Below are 20,597 nucleotides of genomic sequence, written 5' to 3' on the forward strand. Positions count from 1 at the left end.
ATCTAGGTTATTCTAATGCTAATTTCTTCATCACATGATTCCATACCTGTCGGTAAGGATATGATGAAGATAACAAAAACTTAATACGCCTAGTATTACGGATAATTACTACCCCAATTTTTAATAATTTTAAACGTATTGTACCTATTTGTGCTTTTGCTAATGCACTACCTTGTAATAAATTACCTCTGATATATTCTACTAAAGTGTATGCAAGACCCGATAAAATCATTCTGAGCTGATTAGCCCACCATCTATGACAAGAAGTACGATCTGCAAATAATTCTAGTTGTTGCTCTTTTATACGGTTTTCCATATCACCACGACCACAGTAAACTTTGTCGTATAAATCTTCAGGTTTATCTGATAAATTAGTTACTATATACCTTGGATTTTCTCCAAGCATTGTCATTTCTGCCTTACCAATTATTCTACGTTCATGACTCCAACTACCAGCCTTATATGGAAACTCACTAAAAAGACGTTGCTTTTCTTGGGTTATAATAAATGCTGCTTTTGACTTCTCCATTGTAGGTTTCAGTAACTCATTTAGTCTGTTATTTTGGGGCATTCCTACAATATATTTTATATTATGAATATCACACCAATCAAACATCTGATGACGACAAAATCCACTATCACCACGAAAAATAATCTTTACCTCTGGCCAAGCTTGGCGAAAACGTTTTACTAACAATGATAATATTGCCCAAGAATGTTTTGCTTGATCCTGCTTTGACGTCCTAAGATAACTAACTAACAGATGCTTTCCACAAAAAACATACAAAGGTAAAAAGCAATTATGACCGTAATAACCATGATAAAACTTACCTTCCTGTTGCCCATGAATTTCATCATCCGTAGCATCAAAATCAAGTATTAGCTGCTTTGGTACTATTTTATGAGACTTAATAAATTTATCAAGCATTAGTTCATGCACTTTAATTGCAAAGTGTCTATCAGCATTGTTTTCTATACGACATAAGGTAGAACTACTTGCCATATCATCAATTGTTTCCATAGCTGTTTGCATAGCAGGACATTTTCGTAGATAATTGTGGTCATTTAAATCTTCATAACCTAATGCAATACCATAAATTCGTTGCCTCAGCATTGTTGCCATATTATGGGTAATTTTACTACCATCTCGTCTATCAGGAAATATTTTAGCAAGCTCCTCTGTTATACCAAGCCTTTTATCTGCTTCTCTTAATAACAACACACCTCCATCGCTACTAATATCACCTCCAGTGAAATTTATCTCTATTGTCCGATTTTTTACTTTGGAAAACTGGTAACTATATGCTATACAATTTGTCATGACAAAATCCTTTGTATTATTCTAATGAAATACCAGTATTATACAGCTTTACGAGGATTTTGTCTCCTATATCTCATGCAATATCCGGGCTAACTAACAGATGCTTTCCACAAAAAACATACAAAGGTAAAAAGCAATTATGACCGTAATAACCATGATAAAACTTACCTTCCTGTTGCCCATGAATTTCATCATCCGTAGCATCAAAATCAAGTATTAGCTGCTTTGGTACTATTTTATGAGACTTAATAAATTTATCAAGCATTAGTTCATGCACTTTAATTGCAAAGTGTCTATCAGCATTGTTTTCTATACGACATAAGGTAGAACTACTTGCCATATCATCAATTGTTTCCATAGCTGTTTGCATAGCAGGACATTTTCGTAGATAATTGTGGTCATTTAAATCTTCATAACCTAATGCAATACCATAAATTCGTTGCCTCAGCATTGTTGCCATATTATGGGTAATTTTACTACCATCTCGTCTATCAGGAAATATTTTAGCCCGGATATTGCATGAGATATAGGAGACAAAATCCTCGTAAAGCTGTATAATACTGGTATTTCATTAGAATAATACAAAGGATTTTGTCATGACAAATTGTATAGCATATAGTTACCAGTTTTCCAAAGTAAAAAATCGGACAATAGAGATAAATTTCACTGGAGGTGATATTAGTAGCGATGGAGGTGTGTTGTTATTAAGAGAAGCAGATAAAAGGCTTGGTATAACAGAGGAGCTTGCTAAAATATTTCCTGATAGACGAGATGGTAGTAAAATTACCCATAATATGGCAACAATGCTGAGGCAACGAATTTATGGTATTGCATTAGGTTATGAAGATTTAAATGACCACAATTATCTACGAAAATGTCCTGCTATGCAAACAGCTATGGAAACAATTGATGATATGGCAAGTAGTTCTACCTTATGTCGTATAGAAAACAATGCTGATAGACACTTTGCAATTAAAGTGCATGAACTAATGCTTGATAAATTTATTAAGTCTCATAAAATAGTACCAAAGCAGCTAATACTTGATTTTGATGCTACGGATGATGAAATTCATGGGCAACAGGAAGGTAAGTTTTATCATGGTTATTACGGTCATAATTGCTTTTTACCTTTGTATGTTTTTTGTGGAAAGCATCTGTTAGTTAGTTATCTTAGGACGTCAAAGCAGGATCAAGCAAAACATTCTTGGGCAATATTATCATTGTTAGTAAAACGTTTTCGCCAAGCTTGGCCAGAGGTAAAGATTATTTTTCGTGGTGATAGTGGATTTTGTCGTCATCAGATGTTTGATTGGTGTGATATTCATAATATAAAATATATTGTAGGAATGCCCCAAAATAACAGACTAAATGAGTTACTGAAACCTACAATGGAGAAGTCAAAAGCAGCATTTATTATAACCCAAGAAAAGCAACGTCTTTTTAGTGAGTTTCCATATAAGGCTGGTAGTTGGAGTCATGAACGTAGAATAATTGGTAAGGCAGAAATGACAATGCTTGGAGAAAATCCAAGGTATATAGTAACTAATTTATCAGATAAACCTGAAGATTTATACGACAAAGTTTACTGTGGTCGTGGTGATATGGAAAACCGTATAAAAGAGCAACAACTAGAATTATTTGCAGATCGTACTTCTTGTCATAGATGGTGGGCTAATCAGCTCAGAATGATTTTATCGGGTCTTGCATACACTTTAGTAGAATATATCAGAGGTAATTTATTACAAGGTAGTGCATTAGCAAAAGCACAAATAGGTACAATACGTTTAAAATTATTAAAAATTGGGGTAGTAATTATCCGTAATACTAGGCGTATTAAGTTTTTGTTATCTTCATCATATCCTTACCGACAGGTATGGAATCATGTGATGAAGAAATTAGCATTAGAATAACCTAGATTAGCACTGTTCCCGGTGCTTAGAAAAAATGGGGTAAGGGGCATTACATCTAAAATTTGAAAATAACGGCTTCAAAGCACTTTTTGGCAAAATTTTTACAAAAGTATCATTGCTAATATTATAAATTACTCAATTTCTTACTTTAAATCTCACTTCATGCAATATCCGGGTTAGCAAGCTCCTCTGTTATACCAAGCCTTTTATCTGCTTCTCTTAATAACAACACACCTCCATCGCTACTAATATCACCTCCAGTGAAATTTATCTCTATTGTCCGATTTTTTACTTTGGAAAACTGGTAACTATATGCTATACAATTTGTCATGACAAAATCCTTTGTATTATTCTAATGAAATACCAGTATTATACAGCTTTACGAGGATTTTGTCTCCTATATCTCATGCAATATCCGGGCTAGTGCCTCTTCACGAGCAATAAAATTATGGACTAATGAAAGAGGTAAATTACTGTTTATGCCTTCTATGATTTTAGTTGCTTCATTAGAAGTATAAGCATTACGATCTTTCAATATTTTTTTTGCTTCTTTGCTAACTTCAATTAACCTTAAAATTTGCCCTCTTAAATCATCTACTTTAATGTTAGGGGATGTTGTACATATATAATCTTTGCTATTTTTATCTTCTATCGTATATTGCTCTTTTATTGCTTTTAACTGTTGCTTTACTAAATTCGGTATTTCTTTTTTATCTATACTTAATTTTCTCAACTGTGCTAGATACCAATCGCTGCTTCCCTTATTATTCGTGTTTATTATATCAGTAGACAAATTTACTTCTTGCGAGCGGAAATGACCTTTGTAAGAAAGTTCAAATTGATCTTTAGCGGATATTATATCTTTTTTTGACGGATATCCTTGTGCAGGATCGTTTTCTAAATGCTTATAAACTTCTAAAAATTGCCTAACGGTGATATTACCTATTACAAATTGATCTATTACTTCTAAAAAACTTCCTAATGTTGTTGCTGTAATATTTCTATGTATTAATTTACTTGCCAAATCTTTAATCGTACTACCAACAGGTATAAAATTAAGCACCCTATCTATTGCTTTCTTACCTAATGTGTCATCTTTAGGATCATATTCTATGCAAGGCCAATCTAATATTTTCTCATATCTTATAGGCTTACCTATTTCGGGATCAAAACTATCTAGCATTGAATCAAGTAAATCACCACTTAATGATAGTAAAGTAATATAGTTTTTAATAGGGACAGCTTTATTTAATAGATTTATTATTTTATTGCTATATTCAGCTGCGGTAATTTCAGGAAATAATCTATATGCTTTATGAATATGCCGGTTGCAAATATTCACAAAATTTGGAGCTGATAGATAAGTTGTTATATTTAAATTTCTTACATCAAAATCAGTTTCATGACTAAGAATATTTGGTTTAAAGCTATCCATAATTTTTGCAGAACCAGGACTATCGAATGTGATTGCCTTGGCTTTTGAATAATTAAAATCTCGATGAGCAAAATATAAACTTAGCTCTGCAAGCCATGCACCAAGCGAATGACCGGTAAAAGATAGATTATAACCGTGTTGCTTAGTGTATTCGGTAATTTCCTTTGTTGCAATATATGCCATTGCCTGCTGTGCTACTATCTCTCCACCTAAAATACTTTTAAAATCAGTTGCAAAAGGTGAATCAGTCTTAAGTAAATCTAATGCTTCGAGTGTAGTACCTCGATGAGCAAGTACCATCTGTTTCGTCTTTTCATTTATATATGTTACTGCGTAATATCTACCTGCTTCAGGCTCGTTAAATACCTTATGAACTTTCCAATCTGCTAACTGCTCATTGCGGATTTTTATTTGTTCATCATTCCTTTCACTAGCAGTAAACTTTACTATATCATTTTCTTTAGAATCAATATAAGCATGAGAGCTAAATAATCCATGTACAAAGTCATTAGGATGATGTTTATAATTTTGGTTATTTGAGACTATTTTACTTTCTACTTTTTGCACTAGCCCGGATATTGCATGAAGTGAGATTTAAAGTAAGAAATTGAGTAATTTATAATATTAGCAATGATACTTTTGTAAAAATTTTGCCAAAAAGTGCTTTGAAGCCGTTATTTTCAAATTTTAGATGTAATGCCCCTTACCCCATTTTTTCTAAGCACCGGGAACAGTGCTAATCTAGGTTATTCTAATGCTAATTTCTTCATCACATGATTCCATACCTGTCGGTAAGGATATGATGAAGATAACAAAAACTTAATACGCCTAGTATTACGGATAATTACTACCCCAATTTTTAATAATTTTAAACGTATTGTACCTATTTGTGCTTTTGCTAATGCACTACCTTGTAATAAATTACCTCTGATATATTCTACTAAAGTGTATGCAAGACCCGATAAAATCATTCTGAGCTGATTAGCCCACCATCTATGACAAGAAGTACGATCTGCAAATAATTCTAGTTGTTGCTCTTTTATACGGTTTTCCATATCACCACGACCACAGTAAACTTTGTCGTATAAATCTTCAGGTTTATCTGATAAATTAGTTACTATATACCTTGGATTTTCTCCAAGCATTGTCATTTCTGCCTTACCAATTATTCTACGTTCATGACTCCAACTACCAGCCTTATATGGAAACTCACTAAAAAGACGTTGCTTTTCTTGGGTTATAATAAATGCTGCTTTTGACTTCTCCATTGTAGGTTTCAGTAACTCATTTAGTCTGTTATTTTGGGGCATTCCTACAATATATTTTATATTATGAATATCACACCAATCAAACATCTGATGACGACAAAATCCACTATCACCACGAAAAATAATCTTTACCTCTGGCCAAGCTTGGCGAAAACGTTTTACTAACAATGATAATATTGCCCAAGAATGTTTTGCTTGATCCTGCTTTGACGTCCTAAGATAACTAACTAACAGATGCTTTCCACAAAAAACATACAAAGGTAAAAAGCAATTATGACCGTAATAACCATGATAAAACTTACCTTCCTGTTGCCCATGAATTTCATCATCCGTAGCATCAAAATCAAGTATTAGCTGCTTTGGTACTATTTTATGAGACTTAATAAATTTATCAAGCATTAGTTCATGCACTTTAATTGCAAAGTGTCTATCAGCATTGTTTTCTATACGACATAAGGTAGAACTACTTGCCATATCATCAATTGTTTCCATAGCTGTTTGCATAGCAGGACATTTTCGTAGATAATTGTGGTCATTTAAATCTTCATAACCTAATGCAATACCATAAATTCGTTGCCTCAGCATTGTTGCCATATTATGGGTAATTTTACTACCATCTCGTCTATCAGGAAATATTTTAGCAAGCTCCTCTGTTATACCAAGCCTTTTATCTGCTTCTCTTAATAACAACACACCTCCATCGCTACTAATATCACCTCCAGTGAAATTTATCTCTATTGTCCGATTTTTTACTTTGGAAAACTGGTAACTATATGCTATACAATTTGTCATGACAAAATCCTTTGTATTATTCTAATGAAATACCAGTATTATACAGCTTTACGAGGATTTTGTCTCCTATATCTCATGCAATATCCGGGCTAGCTCGCTGGAAGAGTGCGGTATTGTTCCCCAATTTATATTACCGATAAAATTATTATTTTGTATTTTGTTTGCTATTTCTCTTAACTGTTCCCCCGTTAAATGTAGTTTGCTAAGGTCAAGATATACAAATGAAGGATCATTTTCTATTATGCTATTTAAAATATTTTGATAGTTATATTCAGAATTTGAAGAAGTAGTAGTTGTGGTTGTGTGTTGTGCTTTCATAAATAGCCTATAAGTAATTATTTATACTTTTAGGTTAGAATGCTTAAAAGATAAGTTTTATAATGAGCTTAAAATTAAAAATATTTACTTTATATTTACTTTTAAAAATGTCAAACCAATAATTGCTAAAAAACTAATGTATTAAATTTAGTTTTTCAACTAAAATTTAATAAATTTTTCACCTTTCTAGTTGTTTTATAAAATTATGAATTGAAAAGTTACAAACAAGGCTGAAGATTATCTTCAAAAATAGCCATAGGAAAACTTTGAAGTAAGGGGGATTTTTCGCACGTAAGAAAATGTAAGTAAATCTTACAAGCTAACAATAATAATATCCTTTTTTATTATCCCACTTGATTAACCACCCACTATATGTTATTATATTAAGTTATATTTTAAGCTTAAAAAATAACTTATATGGCACAAACATGTATATTAAAACCAGACGCAAAAGGAAGGATAACTTTAGGTAAACTAGCTAAGGGAATAAGTAGCTTTCATCTTACTGTTAATAATAAAAAGGGACAAATTATTTTAGAACCATATGCAGAAATCCCCTTGAGAGAAAGTTGGCTATTTAACAATAAAACAGCTTTAATACAGTTAAATAAAGGCATTGAAAACTCTGCTAAAGGGCAAACTGTATCTAGAGGAGATTTTAACAAATATTTAAACGATGAATAAGAAATGAATTTTAAACTTCTATTTACTATTCAAGCAAATAAAGATTTAGAAGAGCTTGAAAACGATAAAGGATTAGAGAAACGTTTAAAAGCAGTAAGGAAATCATTAGCGTATTTGCAAATGAATCCTCGACATCCTAGTTTAAATACTCATAAATACCAATCTATCAAAGGAGATAACGGAGAAGATATATTTGAAGCTTATGCTGAAAATAATACCTCTGCTGCTTACAGAATTTTTTGGCATTATGGACCTAGCAAAGATAATATTACCATTTTAGCAATCACCGCACATCCATAGGCTCATCGGCGTAATACGTGCGAAAGTCATCATTATTAGCTCTAGCCATTATGTTTATTTATTCATATAAGAAAAAATGGATAAAATCATTACAAAAATTGGATTTTTTAGTCAAAAAGATGAAAAAAGTATGGTAGGAAGAAGAAGTAGGAAAAAACGATAAGCTTAATTTGCTAAGTGATCCGACGTCTAAATTCCCAAAACTTGCCGATTTTGCAATGGGTAGGAAACAAGAGCCGAATATAGAGACCTGTGTTAAAAATTACTACTTCTTACTTGCAGTTTAGCTGTAAGTAAGGTTTTGACCCAATAATAAAGAATCCTCTAATAATAAGGTGTATAAATCACACAGCTTAAGCAGCTAATTCATTCTTGAAATTATCTCTTTTACTCCAAAGAACGGGGGTAATTTCATAACTTTTTAATGTCTCTTGAAAATTATCTAATACCGATTTTTCATTATCGTTAATAAGTGTGTATGCCTTTGCATCTGACGAACGCACTTCTTTTGTGTCAAGCCAATCTATTATGATACTATTTGCTTTATCTTTGGTAGGAGTATTTACAGTTTGAATCAAACGTTCGGGAGCATATTTTGATTTAGGAATAAGAAAATCGAAATACCTAGTATAACCTGATTTTCCAGTAAAACTAACCCTTTCGGAATATCTAATCTCACATGTTTCAAGCCAAGTTTGTACATCTTCATAAAATAGAGCAGTAACATGCGGTCTTGCTAAATAAAACATGTCGTTAACAGCTAGAATAGCTTGGATAAGATTATGTTTACTTAAAGCAAAGTTCTGGAGATTAGTTTTAATAAATAATTCATTCTTATTCTTATGTATTCCAAACCCGTTAAGCGTCATTTCTAAAAATTTTTGTCGCCTCGGAGAGTCTAATGAACTGATGTGGCTATAGTATTCCGGACAGTTAGTATGAGACAATATTAACAGAAAGGAAATACAGTATGACAAAAACAAAAATGTATTCTAGTGAATTTAAAGAATCAGCAGTTAAATTGGCAACTGAATCGAAGCGACCTGTTATTCAGACTGCAAAAGAATTAGGTATCAGTAAGAATACTTTATATAGTTGGATAGATAAATATTCTAAACAATTTGAAGAATCAATAACAAGAACAGATGAACATCTGTATGATGAATTAAAAAGATTAAAGAAAGAGCTGGTGATAGTAACACAGGAGCGTGATATACTAAAAAAGGCTGCAGCGTACTTTGCAAAAGAGTCCCTGTAAGGTATGCATGGATAAAGAAGCATCAAGATGATTTCTCAATTGCAATTATGTGCAAATGTATGAAGGTATCACGTAGCGGTTATTATGAGTGGTTAAATAACCCTGGATGCAATAGGGATAAAGAAAATAGAGAATTAACCTGTAAGGTTAGAGCTATTTTTCAGGAAGGTAGACGAAATTATGGATCTAGACCCATTAAAAAGGCTTTGTTGAGGCAAGGCATAATTGTTAGTCGTAGGAGAATTACAAGACTAATGAATGAAGCTGGCTTAGTATGTAAAACTAAGTATAAATTTAAAGCAACTACTGATTCTAAGCATAATAAGCAAGTTGCTCCTAATTTATTGGATAGACAGTTTAAAGTTTCTAATGTTAATTGTTATTGGGTTGGTGATATCACCTATATCCCAACTGGAGAAGGATGGTTATATTTAGCAACAGTTATTGATCTATTTTCTAGAAAAGTAATAGGCTGGTCAATGAATAGTAATATGAAAGCTGATTTAGTTAATAATGCTTTGCTAATGGCAATATGGCAACGTAAACCACCTAAAAAGCTTATTTGGCATACTGATAGAGGTAGCCAATATTGTTCTGATAGTCATTTAAAACTTATAAAACAACATGGTATTATACAGAGTATGAGTCGTAAAGGAAATTGCTGGGATAATGCTGTTGCTGAAAGCTTTTTTCATACTATAAAAACAGAATTAATTTATCAACATAAATTTAAAACTAGGGAGGAAGCAAAACATGCTATATTTGAATATATAGAGGTATTTTATAATCGTATAAGAATGCATTCTGCTAACGATTATCTATCACCAGTACAATACGAAAAAATACAAAAATGTGCGTAAAAAACTGTCCGGAAAACTGTTGACAGATCAATAAATTTGATCCTAATTATAATCTTGGTGATAAAAAATTTTGTGATATAGTAGTACATGATTTTCAAGGCAAAAGCCATCTCGTCCCTGAAGATTACTTAAATGCCATAGGAAGAGATAAACAAGTAATGCAATATATAAGTCCAAGCTCAGAAATAGCTAAAGAAATAAGAAGTGCAGTAAAGCAAGTATCTGAGATCAAGCTAAATCAAGGAATAAGAGTTTAGAGTGTAGTGTAATAATATTTTACCAATTCAAAAAATGTAAATATATGAGTGAACAAGGAAACCTGCTGGGTGATCCAGATAAAGGCACAAAGAAAGCTAAGCATGATAAGATATTTCGTAAGGCACTAGAGAATCCTCTAGTTGCCCATGAATTCTTTAATGCACATTTGCCCCCAAATATTAAAAGTTTAATAGATTTTCCTAGTTTAGCAATGGAAAATACCACTTTTGTAGAAAGCTCTTTAAAAGATTCTATCTCTGATGTTTTATTCTCATGCAAATTTGATAAACAAGACGGATACTTATTTTTGCTTGTAGAACATCAATCAAAAGCAGATCATTTTATGGCTTTTAGGCTTTTTAAATATATGATTAATATTTGTGAGCGATATTTAATACAAAATCCTAAAGCTAAGACTTTACCATTAATATACCCCATGATATTCTTCAATGGTCAGGAGAAATATAATGTTGCAAGGAATTTGTGGGATTTGTTCGCTAATAACAAATTAGCAAGAGAATTATGGATTAATGATTACCAGTTAGTGAATGTCCATGAAATTCCTGATGAAGAGTTTAAACAAAGGATATGGTCAGGGATATTAGAATTTTTTCTCAAGCATATAAATGAGAGGGAATTATTAAAAAGATGGCAAGAAATATCAGATATATTACCGGAATTAACTAAAATAACGATAGGTTATGATTATCTAGAAATGATATTATATTATACATTGACGAAGATAGAGCAAGATGATAAAATAAAACTAGAGAATTTATTATCAACAAAGTTGAATCCAGAAATAGGAACAAGGCTTATGAGAAGTTTAGCAGAGCATTGGCAACAAGAAGGAAAAGAATTAGGTATTCTTGAAGGCTTACAAGTTGGTGAAGCTCAAGGTATCCAAATTGGTAAAGCTAAAGGTATCCAAATTGGTGAAGCTAAAGGTATCCAAATTGGAAAAGCTGAAGGAAAAGCTGAAGGGGAATATAATAAAGCAGTAGAGGTAGCAAAGAAAATGTTAGCTCAAGGTTGCAATATTGCTTTAATTTCTAGTGTAACCGGTCTTGATGAAGCTTTTATTAGTTCTTTAGAGTAAACATATTTCTTGTAAAATTTACTCTGCTGTTTGAAAAATCATTTATAAAAAATTCTGAAATAACAAAAAAGTTTTTTATACACAGCTTACCTCTAAAACTCGTAATACTAAATTAGCGATTTAAAGGGGCATTATAATAGGATTTTTCTTTATAAGGTATCCCCCTATCAAACAATTGAAATCTTTTAAAAATACCATTAAAATGGCTTTTATGTTTTTGGATTTAAATCAAGTTTGTAAATTCATTGGTAATTTAGTAATAGGAAAATTACCCGCAAATTTTACATAACAGGTAAGATCTTCTAGATTCATAATTTCAGAAGGCATTACTAATAATTTCCTTTTCTCTAAGCTGTGCATATTAACCCCATCACGCACGGTATTAGAGCCATAAGAGAGATTCTCTTGAGTCTCGATTATTTCTTGCTCACCAAGCATTAAAGCAGATTTATGTGCTGTCTGCTGATCACTCACTCGAAAAATAAATTTGCTACCAAATAGATCAAGCATTGAAGCTGCTCCTGCATGACCATATATCTCCTCTAATTGATGAATATTCTGCATGCCTGCAACAACGCAGCCACCATATTTCCTACTCTCAGCTAAAGCTACCCCTAAAGAAGATATCTTTTGTAAAGCTGGTAGTTCATCAATCACAAACCACATATTACTATGAGTATTATTGATATTCCTATTCATTAATGCTTTTATTGCTATGCTAATCCATGCAGCAATAAGTGGTCGTAGCATTACTCTTTGGTTAGGAGTACTAGTTATAAATAACCAACCTTTGTCCGCAGTAAACCACTTTCTAATACTAAAACTACCATCAGGCTTTAAATGTTGCAGAGCTTCAATATTTTTACTAACAGTTGCTTGAATACCGGACGAAGTCTCAGGGGCACTACTGCTAATTATACCGGCTACTGCACTATTTTTAAAGACTCTTGCAAATTCTTTATTATTTGCATAAAGAATAGTATTTACAAGCTTTTTGATGTCTTTACTATCCTGATATAATCTTAATCCTTCAGCTAATACTAGCTCAGCACTTTTAGCAAAAAAATCATCTAATTTTGGATTATAATTACTAAAACTACTGGCCATATCATTATAATCCCAAATTTCATGACAATCATTCCATGGTAGCCATGCTGAACTATTCTCTTGCAAAGGATTAAGTATCTTATCACATTTTGGATCAAAAAATCGATCAGTAAAGCTACCTGTTAAATCAACAATAATTGCTCTACCTCGCTCTTTTCTAATCTGAGGTAATAGCTCATTTAACATATTAGTTTTACCACTACCTGTAGTACCGGTAATAAGAATATGTCTTCTCTCACTATCTTTAACCAATGGTAATCCAGAAAAGCAAATATTAGCAGCTTGTTTGTTTTTATAAAGCATTTTTGCTAAAGTACCTGCTTCCACAAAATCTGCTCCCCTAATCTTATCTTGGATAACAGCTTTTTTACCTCGATACATAAAAAAGATGATAGCAGTAAATATTCCAACAGTAAAAGTAATAGTACCTTCTTGCCAAGCTGAATGCAATAAAAATTGCCCAAATTGATTGATATTATGCGAATGCTGTGTAACATGCCAAAATTTATGAACAAATTCTTCAGCATTACGGTAAACCCAAGCTTTTTGCTCTAAATAATAGAATTTAATACCTATTTGATCTATAGGATAAAAATACTGTCCTATGACAAGTTTTAATTGTACGTATCGCTCTATGATAAAATAATATTGACTTATCAAAGATAATTTCTGATATGTACGCCACATTAACCAAACTACAGTAAATACTAACCCAACAGTTAAAGCATTGATACTGCCTTGCCCAAGCATTCTCATCTGATGAGCAAAAATTTGTGAACCACGAGTGAAATTATTTTGATTTTGATAGCTCATAGGTCACTCTGTTGTTAAGATTACTACAACTATCTTCTTCTAATGGTAAATAACGATAATAACGGACTAAATAATTTGCAGCAACAGCAAATACAAGCTTTAGCAAAGTTTGGCACAGAAGAGAATATCAATACCGCAATACAAATCTACAGAGAAAAAGGTATAGATTCTTGTACTGCTTATAGTAACAAGATTTGCATAGCAGCAATAGAGCAGAAGATACAGAAAGATTTACAAATTATGCAGAATAAATTTGATCCTAATTATAATCTTGGTGATAAAAAATTTTCTGATATAGTAGTACATGATTTTCAAGGCAAAAGCCATCTCGTCCCTGAAGATTACTTAAATGCCATAGGAAGAGATAAACAAGTAATGCAATATATAAGTCCAAGCTCAGAAATAGCTAAAGAAATAAGAAGTGCGGTAAAGCAAGTATCTGAGATCAAGCTAAATCAAGGAATAAGAGTTTAGAGTGTAGTGTAATAATATTTTATCAAGTTAAAAAATATAAATATATGAGTGAACAAGGAAACCTGCTGGGTGATCCAGATAAAGGCACAAAGAAAGCTAAGCATGATAAGATATTTCGTAAGGCACTGGAGAATCCTCTAGTCGCCCATGAGTTCTTTAATGCACATTTGCCCCCAAATATTAAAAGTTTAATAGATTTTCCTAGTTTAGCAATGGAAAATACCACTTTTGTAGAAAGCTCTTTAAAAGATTCTATCTCTGATGTTTTATTCTCATGCAAATTTGATAAACAAGACGGATACTTAATTTTTGCTTGTAGAACATCAATCAAAAGCAGATCATTTTATGGCTTTTAGGCTTTTTAAATATATGATTAATATTTGTGAGCGATATTTAATACAAAATCCTAAAGCTAAGACTTTACCATTAATATACCCGATGATATTTTACAATGGTCAGGAGAAATACAATGTTGCAAGGAATTTGTGGGATTTATTTGCTAATAACAAATTAGCAAGAGAATTATGGATTAATGATTACCAATTAGTGAATGTCCATGAAATTCCTGATGAAGAGTTTAAACAAAGGATATGGTCAGGGATATTAGAATTTTTTCTCAAGCATATACATGAGAGGGAATTATTAAAAAGATGGCAAGAAATATCAGATATATTACCAGAATTAACCAAAATAACGATAGGTTATGATTATCTAGAAATGATATTATATTATACATTGACGAAGATAGAGCAAGATGATAAAATAAAACTAGAGAATTTATTATCAACAAAGTTGAATCCAGAAATAGGGACAAGGCTTATGAGAAGTTTAGCAGAACATTGGCAACAAGAAGGAAAAGAATTAGGTATTTTTGAAGGTTTACAAGTTGGTGAAGCTAGAGGAAAAGCTGAAGGGGAATATAATAAAGCAGTAGAGGTAGCAAAGAAAATGTTAGCTCAAGGTTGTAATGTTTCTTTAATTTCTAGTGTAACCGGTCTTGATAAAGCTTTTATTAGTTCTTTAGAGTAAACATATTTCTTGTAAAATTTACTCTGCTGTTTGAAAAATCATTTATAAAAAATTCTGAAATAACAAAAAAGTTTTTTATACACAGCTTACCTCTAAAACTCGTAATACTAAATTAGCGATTTAAAGGGGCATTATAATAGGATTTTTCTTTATAAGGTAATCCCTATCAAACAATTAAAATCTTTTAAAAATGCCATTAAAATGGTTTTATATTTTTAGATTTAAATCATAGTTTGTAAATTCATTTGTAATTTAGTAATAGGGAAATTACCCGCAAATTTTACATAACAGGTAAGATCTTCTAGATTCATAATTTCAGAAGGCATTACTAATAATTTTCTTTTCTCTAAGCTATGCATATTTACTCCATCACGCATGGAGTTAGCACCATAAGAGAGATTCTCTTGAGTTTCAATAATTTCTTGCTCACCAAGCATTAAAGCTGATTTATGTGCTGTTTGTTGATCACTTACCCGAAAAATAAATTTGCTGCCAAATAGATCAAGCATTGAAGCTGCTCCTGCATGACCATATATTTCCTCTAATTGATGAATATTCTGCATACCTGCAACAACGCAGCCACCATATTTCCTGCTTTCAGCTAAAGCTATTCCTAAAGAAGATATCTTTTGTAAAGCTGGTAGCTCATCAATCACAAACCACATATTACTATGAGTATTATTGATGTTCCTATTCATTAATGCTTTTATCGCTATGCTAATCCATGCAGCAATAAGTGGTCGAAGCATTACCCTTTGATTAGGAGTGCTAGTTATAAATAACCAACCTTTGTCCGCAGTAAACCACTTTCTAATACTAAACTCACCTTTAGGCTTTAAGGGATTAAGTATCTTATCACATTTGGGATCAAAAAATCTATCAGTAAAGCTACCTGTTAAATCAACAATAATTGCTCTACCTCGCTCTTTTCTAATTTGAGGTAATAGCTCATTTAACATATTAGTTTTACCACTACCTGTAGTACCGGTAATAAGAACATGCCTTCTCTCACTATCTTTAACTAATGGCAATCCAGAAAAGCAAATATTAGCAGCTTGTTTGTTTTTATAAAGCATTTTTGCTAAAGTTTTAGCTTCTACAAAATCTGCTCCCCTAATCTTATCTTGGATAACAGCTTTTTTACCTCGATACATAAAAAAGATGATAGCAGTAAACATACCTACAGTAAAAGTAATAATACCTTCTTGCCAAGCTGAATGCAATAAAAATTGTCCAAATTGATTGATATTATGCGAATATGGTGTAATATGCCAAAATTTATAAACAAATTCTTCAGCATTATGGTAAACCCAAGCTTTTTGCTCTAAATAATAGAATTTAATACCTATTTGATCTATAGGATAAAAATACTCTCCTATAGCAAGTTTTAACTCCGCATATCTTTCTATAATGAAATAATATAGACTTATTAAAGATAATTTCTGATATGTACGCCACATTAGCCAAACTACAGTAAATATTAGCCCAGCTGTTAAAGCATTGATACTGCCTTGCCCAAGCATTCTCATCTGATGAGCAAAAATTTGTGAACCGCGAGTAAAATTATTTTGACTATGCTTTTGATTTTGATAATTCACGAGTGACTACTTTTCCTTGGACATTTTTATTGTTGTCAAAATCTCTTGCCATTTCTGCTTCTAGTTCTTCGATAGTGGGTAGAGACGTTTTAATATCTTCAGGTAGATTTTCAGTAATACGATATTCTGCTAAACCAATAGGCTTGCTCATGTCACGCAATGCATATTCAGCAAGTACTTGGTCTTTGGTCTTACATAATATAAGACCAATAGATGGGTTATCTGTCGGATGTTTTAATTTATCATCAATTATCGATAAGTAAAAATTCATCTTTCCAGCATGTTCTGGTTCACATTCAACAGCTTTTAGCTCAATAGCTATAAAACATCTAAGCTTTAAATGGTAAAATAGTAGATCAAGATAATAATTTCGTGTACTAACTTGTAAATGATATTGACGCCCTACAAAAGCAAAACCACTACCTAGCCCGGATATTGCATGAAGTGAGATTTAAAGTAAGAAATTGAGTAATTTATAATATTAGCAATGATACTTTTGTAAAAATTTTGCCAAAAAGTGCTTTGAAGCCGTTATTTTCAAATTTTAGATGTAATGCCCCTTACCCCATTTTTTCTAAGCACCGGGAACAGTGCTAATCTAGGTTATTCTAATGCTAATTTCTTCATCACATGATTCCATACCTGTCGGTAAGGATATGATGAAGATAACAAAAACTTAATACGCCTAGTATTACGGATAATTACTACCCCAATTTTTAATAATTTTAAACGTATTGTACCTATTTGTGCTTTTGCTAATGCACTACCTTGTAATAAATTACCTCTGATATATTCTACTAAAGTGTATGCAAGACCCGATAAAATCATTCTGAGCTGATTAGCCCACCATCTATGACAAGAAGTACGATCTGCAAATAATTCTAGTTGTTGCTCTTTTATACGGTTTTCCATATCACCACGACCACAGTAAACTTTGTCGTATAAATCTTCAGGTTTATCTGATAAATTAGTTACTATATACCTTGGATTTTCTCCAAGCATTGTCATTTCTGCCTTACCAATTATTCTACGTTCATGACTCCAACTACCAGCCTTATATGGAAACTCACTAAAAAGACGTTGCTTTTCTTGGGTTATAATAAATGCTGCTTTTGACTTCTCCATTGTAGGTTTCAGTAACTCATTTAGTCTGTTATTTTGGGGCATTCCTACAATATATTTTATATTATGAATATCACACCAATCAAACATCTGATGACGACAAAATCCACTATCACCACGAAAAATAATCTTTACCTCTGGCCAAGCTTGGCGAAAACGTTTTACTAACAATGATAATATTGCCCAAGAATGTTTTGCTTGATCCTGCTTTGACGTCCTAAGATAACTAACTAACAGATGCTTTCCACAAAAAACATACAAAGGTAAAAAGCAATTATGACCGTAATAACCATGATAAAACTTACCTTCCTGTTGCCCATGAATTTCATCATCCGTAGCATCAAAATCAAGTATTAGCTGCTTTGGTACTATTTTATGAGACTTAATAAATTTATCAAGCATTAGTTCATGCACTTTAATTGCAAAGTGTCTATCAGCATTGTTTTCTATACGACATAAGGTAGAACTACTTGCCATATCATCAATTGTTTCCATAGCTGTTTGCATAGCAGGACATTTTCGTAGATAATTGTGGTCATTTAAATCTTCATAACCTAATGCAATACCATAAATTCGTTGCCTCAGCATTGTTGCCATATTATGGGTAATTTTACTACCATCTCGTCTATCAGGAAATATTTTAGCAAGCTCCTCTGTTATACCAAGCCTTTTATCTGCTTCTCTTAATAACAACACACCTCCATCGCTACTAATATCACCTCCAGTGAAATTTATCTCTATTGTCCGATTTTTTACTTTGGAAAACTGGTAACTATATGCTATACAATTTGTCATGACAAAATCCTTTGTATTATTCTAATGAAATACCAGTATTATACAGCTTTACGAGGATTTTGTCTCCTATATCTCATGCAATATCCGGGCTAGTTCTAGTAAAATTTTCTCCATGTGTATCATTAAGTTATGTTCTATTTCTCTTTCTTGAGCTTCTTTACCTATATTAAGAAAATCAAAGAAATATGGATCCTTAAAAACTTGATTTGCTGATTCTGCAGTTGGTGATGGTAACTTTTGTTTAAAATTAGTAATAGCTTGTCCTTGTCGGGCTATAATGGTACCCAAAAACTAGACAAGAAAATAGAGAAAAGTAGGTATAATATCTCCTAGGAAAAGGAGCAAAAAATGAAAAAACAAGTTAAAAAATATAGTGCAGAAGAAAAAGCAAAAATAGCAATTGAAGCAATATCTGGAGAAATGACTATAGCTCAAATTACCAGCAAATATGGTGTTCACGCTAATCAGATTTATAAATGGAAGAAAGAAGCTTTAGATTTTATGGTTTCTGGATTTAAATCGAAATCTAAACAACAAGATACCGGCCAAGAAGATTTAATTAAATCATTATTTGAGCAAATAGGCCAGTTAACAGTTGAAAGAGACTGGCTTAAAAAAAAATCTAGTATCTTTGGATTTAGAGGTTAGGAAAAAAATGATAAGTTATGCTTCAAATTTAACCATAGCAAGACAATGCAAACTTTTAGATTTAAACCGCTCAAGTTACTACTACCAAGCTAGGAATACCTTAGATGATAAGGAGTATAGAGTACTGAACAGAATTGATGAGATTTTTACAGAGCATCCCTATTATGGTACTAGAAGAATGTCTCATGTCCTAAAATCCGAAGGGTTAAATGTTAGTCGTAAGATGATAAGAAAATATTATAAAATACTTGGTATTGAAGCAGTATACCCAAAGATTAATTTAAGCCGTAGGAATCAGGCTCATAAAGTATACCCATATCTATTAAATAATATAGAGGTGGTTTGCTCCAATCAAGTTTACTGTGCAGATATTACTTACATAAGATTAAAGCAAGGTTTTGTATATTTGGTTGCTATAATGGATTGGTATAGTCGTTATATTTTGAGTTGGCGGGTGTCGATTAGTTTAGAAAATGATTTTTGTATTGAAGCTCTAAATGAAGCAATATCTATACATGGCAAGCCTGACATTTTTAATACGGATCAAGGAGTACAATTTACATCAAAAGATTTTACTCAAATACTTGAGCAACAAGGCATAGCTATTAGTATGGACGGCAAAGGCAGAGCCTTAGATAATGTATTTATTGAACGTTTTTGGCGATCTTTGAAACAAGAGAAGATTTATCGTTTTGATCTTGAAACAGTACGTGAAGCAAAGATAGCTATCAGAGATTATATAGAATTTTATAATCAGCAAAGACCTCATCAATCGCTTGAATATAAGACACCTGAAATGATACATTTTGCAGAAAAACTAGAAAATTATCAAGAGGCTATATGACATAGAAAATGCAAACTTTACTTTGAAAAACCAATACATTAATACAGGAGAATTACACCTCTAAAATTTAAAAAATTTGTCTAGACAAAGGGTACCACCTCAGTTATTCTAATGCTAATTTCTTCATCACATGATTCCATACCTGTCGGTAAGGATATGATGAAGATAACAAAAACTTAATACGCCTAGTATTACGGATAATTACTACCCCAATTTTTAATAATTTTAAACGTATTGTACCTATTTGTGCTTTTGCTAATGCACTACCTTGTAATAAATTACCTCTGATATATTCTACTAAAGTGTATGCAAGACCCGATAAAATCATTCTGAGCTGATTAGCCCACCATCTATGACAAGAAGTACGATCGCAAATAATTCTAGTTGTTGCTCTTTTATACGGTTTTCCATATCACCACGACCACAGTAAACTTTGTCGTATAAATCTTCAGGTTTATCTGATAAATTAGTTACTATATACCTTGGATTTTCTCCAAGCATTGTCATTTCTGCCTTACCAATTATTCTACGTTCATGACTCCAACTACCAGCCTTATATGGAAACTCACTAAAAAGACGTTGCTTTTCTTGGGTTATAATAAATGCTGCTTTTGACTTCTCCATTGTAGGTTTCAGTAACTCATTTAGTCTGTTATTTTGGACC

At 32.1% G+C, this 20,597-nt stretch carries 18 protein-coding genes and 5 pseudogenes; 10 read left to right on the forward strand and 13 right to left on the reverse strand.

Annotation, left to right across the window (positions count from 1 at the left end):
* Positions 1-7 precede the first annotated feature (7 nt).
* Positions 8-1,321, reverse strand: coding sequence for an IS1380 family transposase (locus AAGD48_RS10160; RefSeq protein ID WP_341789277.1), 1,314 nt, complete (start codon positions 1,319-1,321; stop codon positions 8-10).
* 73 nt (positions 1,322-1,394) lie between these two features.
* Positions 1,395-1,781 carry a transposase gene (locus AAGD48_RS10165; protein WP_341789900.1) on the reverse strand — a complete coding sequence of 129 codons (387 nt, stop codon included), beginning with the start codon at positions 1,779-1,781 and terminating at the stop codon, positions 1,395-1,397.
* 136 nt (positions 1,782-1,917) lie between these two features.
* On the opposite strand from AAGD48_RS10165, the gene AAGD48_RS10170 reads away from it, so the two are divergent.
* Positions 1,918-3,231 carry an IS1380 family transposase gene (locus tag AAGD48_RS10170; RefSeq protein ID WP_341789277.1) on the forward strand — a complete coding sequence of 438 codons (1,314 nt, stop codon included), beginning with the start codon at positions 1,918-1,920 and terminating at the stop codon, positions 3,229-3,231.
* 160 nt (positions 3,232-3,391) lie between these two features.
* Here the strand turns inward: AAGD48_RS10170 and AAGD48_RS10175 are convergent, their stop codons facing one another.
* The 4 genes from AAGD48_RS10175 to AAGD48_RS10190 form a co-directional block, all read right to left on the reverse strand.
* Complete coding sequence (locus AAGD48_RS10175; RefSeq protein WP_341789901.1) at positions 3,392-3,562, reverse strand: transposase; 171 nt, start codon at positions 3,560-3,562, stop codon at positions 3,392-3,394.
* Positions 3,563-3,628: 66 nt separating this feature from the next.
* On the reverse strand, positions 3,629-5,233 hold the full coding sequence (locus tag AAGD48_RS10180) for a lipase family protein (protein WP_341789902.1): 1,605 nt from the start codon (positions 5,231-5,233) through the stop codon (positions 3,629-3,631).
* 179 nt (positions 5,234-5,412) lie between these two features.
* Positions 5,413-6,726, reverse strand: a complete 1,314-nt coding sequence (locus AAGD48_RS10185; RefSeq protein ID WP_341789277.1) for an IS1380 family transposase — start codon at positions 6,724-6,726, stop codon at positions 5,413-5,415.
* Positions 6,727-6,792: 66 nt separating this feature from the next.
* Complete coding sequence (locus tag AAGD48_RS10190; protein ID WP_341789903.1) at positions 6,793-7,044, reverse strand: hypothetical protein; 252 nt, start codon at positions 7,042-7,044, stop codon at positions 6,793-6,795.
* Between the two features lie 417 nt (positions 7,045-7,461).
* Between AAGD48_RS10190 and AAGD48_RS10195 the strand changes: the two genes are divergently transcribed.
* Entirely contained in the window at positions 7,462-7,728 is a 267-nt protein-coding gene (locus AAGD48_RS10195; protein WP_341789904.1) for a hypothetical protein, read from the forward strand.
* A 3-nt stretch (positions 7,729-7,731) separates the two neighbouring features.
* Entirely contained in the window at positions 7,732-8,028 is a 297-nt protein-coding gene (locus AAGD48_RS10200; protein ID WP_341790816.1) for a hypothetical protein, read from the forward strand.
* 353 nt (positions 8,029-8,381) lie between these two features.
* On the opposite strand, the gene AAGD48_RS10205 is transcribed toward AAGD48_RS10200, so the two are convergent.
* The gene (locus AAGD48_RS10205; RefSeq protein ID WP_341789905.1) at positions 8,382-8,897 is read right to left on the reverse strand and encodes a DUF1829 domain-containing protein; all 516 of its coding nucleotides are present in this window, start codon (positions 8,895-8,897) and stop codon (positions 8,382-8,384) included.
* A gap of 101 nt (positions 8,898-8,998) precedes the next feature.
* Between AAGD48_RS10205 and AAGD48_RS10210 the strand changes: the two genes are divergently transcribed.
* The 3 genes and pseudogenes from AAGD48_RS10210 to AAGD48_RS10215 all read left to right on the forward strand — a co-directional run bounded on the left by AAGD48_RS10210 (position 8,999) and on the right by AAGD48_RS10215 (position 11,503).
* A protein-coding gene (locus tag AAGD48_RS10210) for an IS3 family transposase (protein WP_410526007.1) occupies positions 8,999-10,146 on the forward strand; the annotation gives its coding sequence in 2 pieces (ribosomal slippage) (positions 8,999-9,245 and positions 9,245-10,146; 1,149 coding nt in all).
* 29 nt (positions 10,147-10,175) lie between these two features.
* Positions 10,176-10,403 (forward strand): annotated as a pseudogene (locus AAGD48_RS10710) (conjugal transfer protein TraA); the annotation flags it as partial.
* Between the two features lie 44 nt (positions 10,404-10,447).
* Positions 10,448-11,503 (forward strand): Rpn family recombination-promoting nuclease/putative transposase, encoded by a 1,056-nt coding sequence (locus tag AAGD48_RS10215; protein WP_341789906.1) that lies wholly within the window; start codon positions 10,448-10,450, stop codon positions 11,501-11,503.
* A gap of 228 nt (positions 11,504-11,731) precedes the next feature.
* On the opposite strand, the gene AAGD48_RS10220 is transcribed toward AAGD48_RS10215, so the two are convergent.
* The gene (locus tag AAGD48_RS10220; RefSeq protein WP_341789907.1) at positions 11,732-13,423 is read right to left on the reverse strand and encodes a type IV secretion system DNA-binding domain-containing protein; all 1,692 of its coding nucleotides are present in this window, start codon (positions 13,421-13,423) and stop codon (positions 11,732-11,734) included.
* Positions 13,424-13,471: 48 nt separating this feature from the next.
* Here AAGD48_RS10220 and AAGD48_RS10225 point away from each other — a divergent pair.
* Positions 13,472-13,897 (forward strand): annotated as a pseudogene (locus AAGD48_RS10225) (conjugal transfer protein TraA); the annotation flags it as partial.
* A gap of 44 nt (positions 13,898-13,941) precedes the next feature.
* Positions 13,942-14,926 (forward strand): annotated as a pseudogene (locus AAGD48_RS10230) (Rpn family recombination-promoting nuclease/putative transposase).
* Between the two features lie 221 nt (positions 14,927-15,147).
* On the opposite strand, the gene AAGD48_RS10235 reads toward AAGD48_RS10230, so the two are convergent.
* From AAGD48_RS10235 to AAGD48_RS10715, 4 genes and pseudogenes are all read right to left on the reverse strand, one after another.
* Positions 15,148-16,455, reverse strand: a complete 1,308-nt coding sequence (locus tag AAGD48_RS10235) for a type IV secretion system DNA-binding domain-containing protein (protein ID WP_341790794.1) — start codon at positions 16,453-16,455, stop codon at positions 15,148-15,150.
* 43 nt (positions 16,456-16,498) lie between these two features.
* Positions 16,499-16,951, reverse strand: a pseudogene (locus AAGD48_RS10240) (PDDEXK nuclease domain-containing protein); the annotation flags it as partial.
* A gap of 176 nt (positions 16,952-17,127) precedes the next feature.
* On the reverse strand, positions 17,128-18,441 hold the full coding sequence (locus AAGD48_RS10245) for an IS1380 family transposase (RefSeq protein WP_341789277.1): 1,314 nt from the start codon (positions 18,439-18,441) through the stop codon (positions 17,128-17,130).
* A gap of 66 nt (positions 18,442-18,507) precedes the next feature.
* Positions 18,508-18,729, reverse strand: coding sequence for a PDDEXK nuclease domain-containing protein (locus AAGD48_RS10715; protein ID WP_410526017.1), 222 nt, complete (start codon positions 18,727-18,729; stop codon positions 18,508-18,510).
* A gap of 60 nt (positions 18,730-18,789) precedes the next feature.
* Here AAGD48_RS10715 and AAGD48_RS10250 point away from each other — a divergent pair, with 60 nt between their 5' ends.
* Both AAGD48_RS10250 and AAGD48_RS10255 read left to right on the forward strand, forming a co-directional pair.
* A complete protein-coding gene (locus tag AAGD48_RS10250; RefSeq protein WP_045812944.1) occupies positions 18,790-19,089 on the forward strand; it encodes a transposase in 300 nt (99 codons plus the stop codon).
* Positions 19,090-19,096: 7 nt separating this feature from the next.
* A complete protein-coding gene (locus AAGD48_RS10255; protein ID WP_341789908.1) occupies positions 19,097-19,933 on the forward strand; it encodes an IS3 family transposase in 837 nt (278 codons plus the stop codon).
* 103 nt (positions 19,934-20,036) lie between these two features.
* Here the strand turns inward: AAGD48_RS10255 and AAGD48_RS10720 are convergent.
* Positions 20,037-20,557 (reverse strand): annotated as a pseudogene (locus AAGD48_RS10720) (transposase).
* Between the last annotated feature and the right edge of the window lie 40 nt (positions 20,558-20,597).

The organism is Rickettsia endosymbiont of Polydrusus tereticollis (genome assembly GCF_964026385.1).
Taxonomy (GTDB): Bacteria; Pseudomonadota; Alphaproteobacteria; order Rickettsiales; family Rickettsiaceae; genus Rickettsia.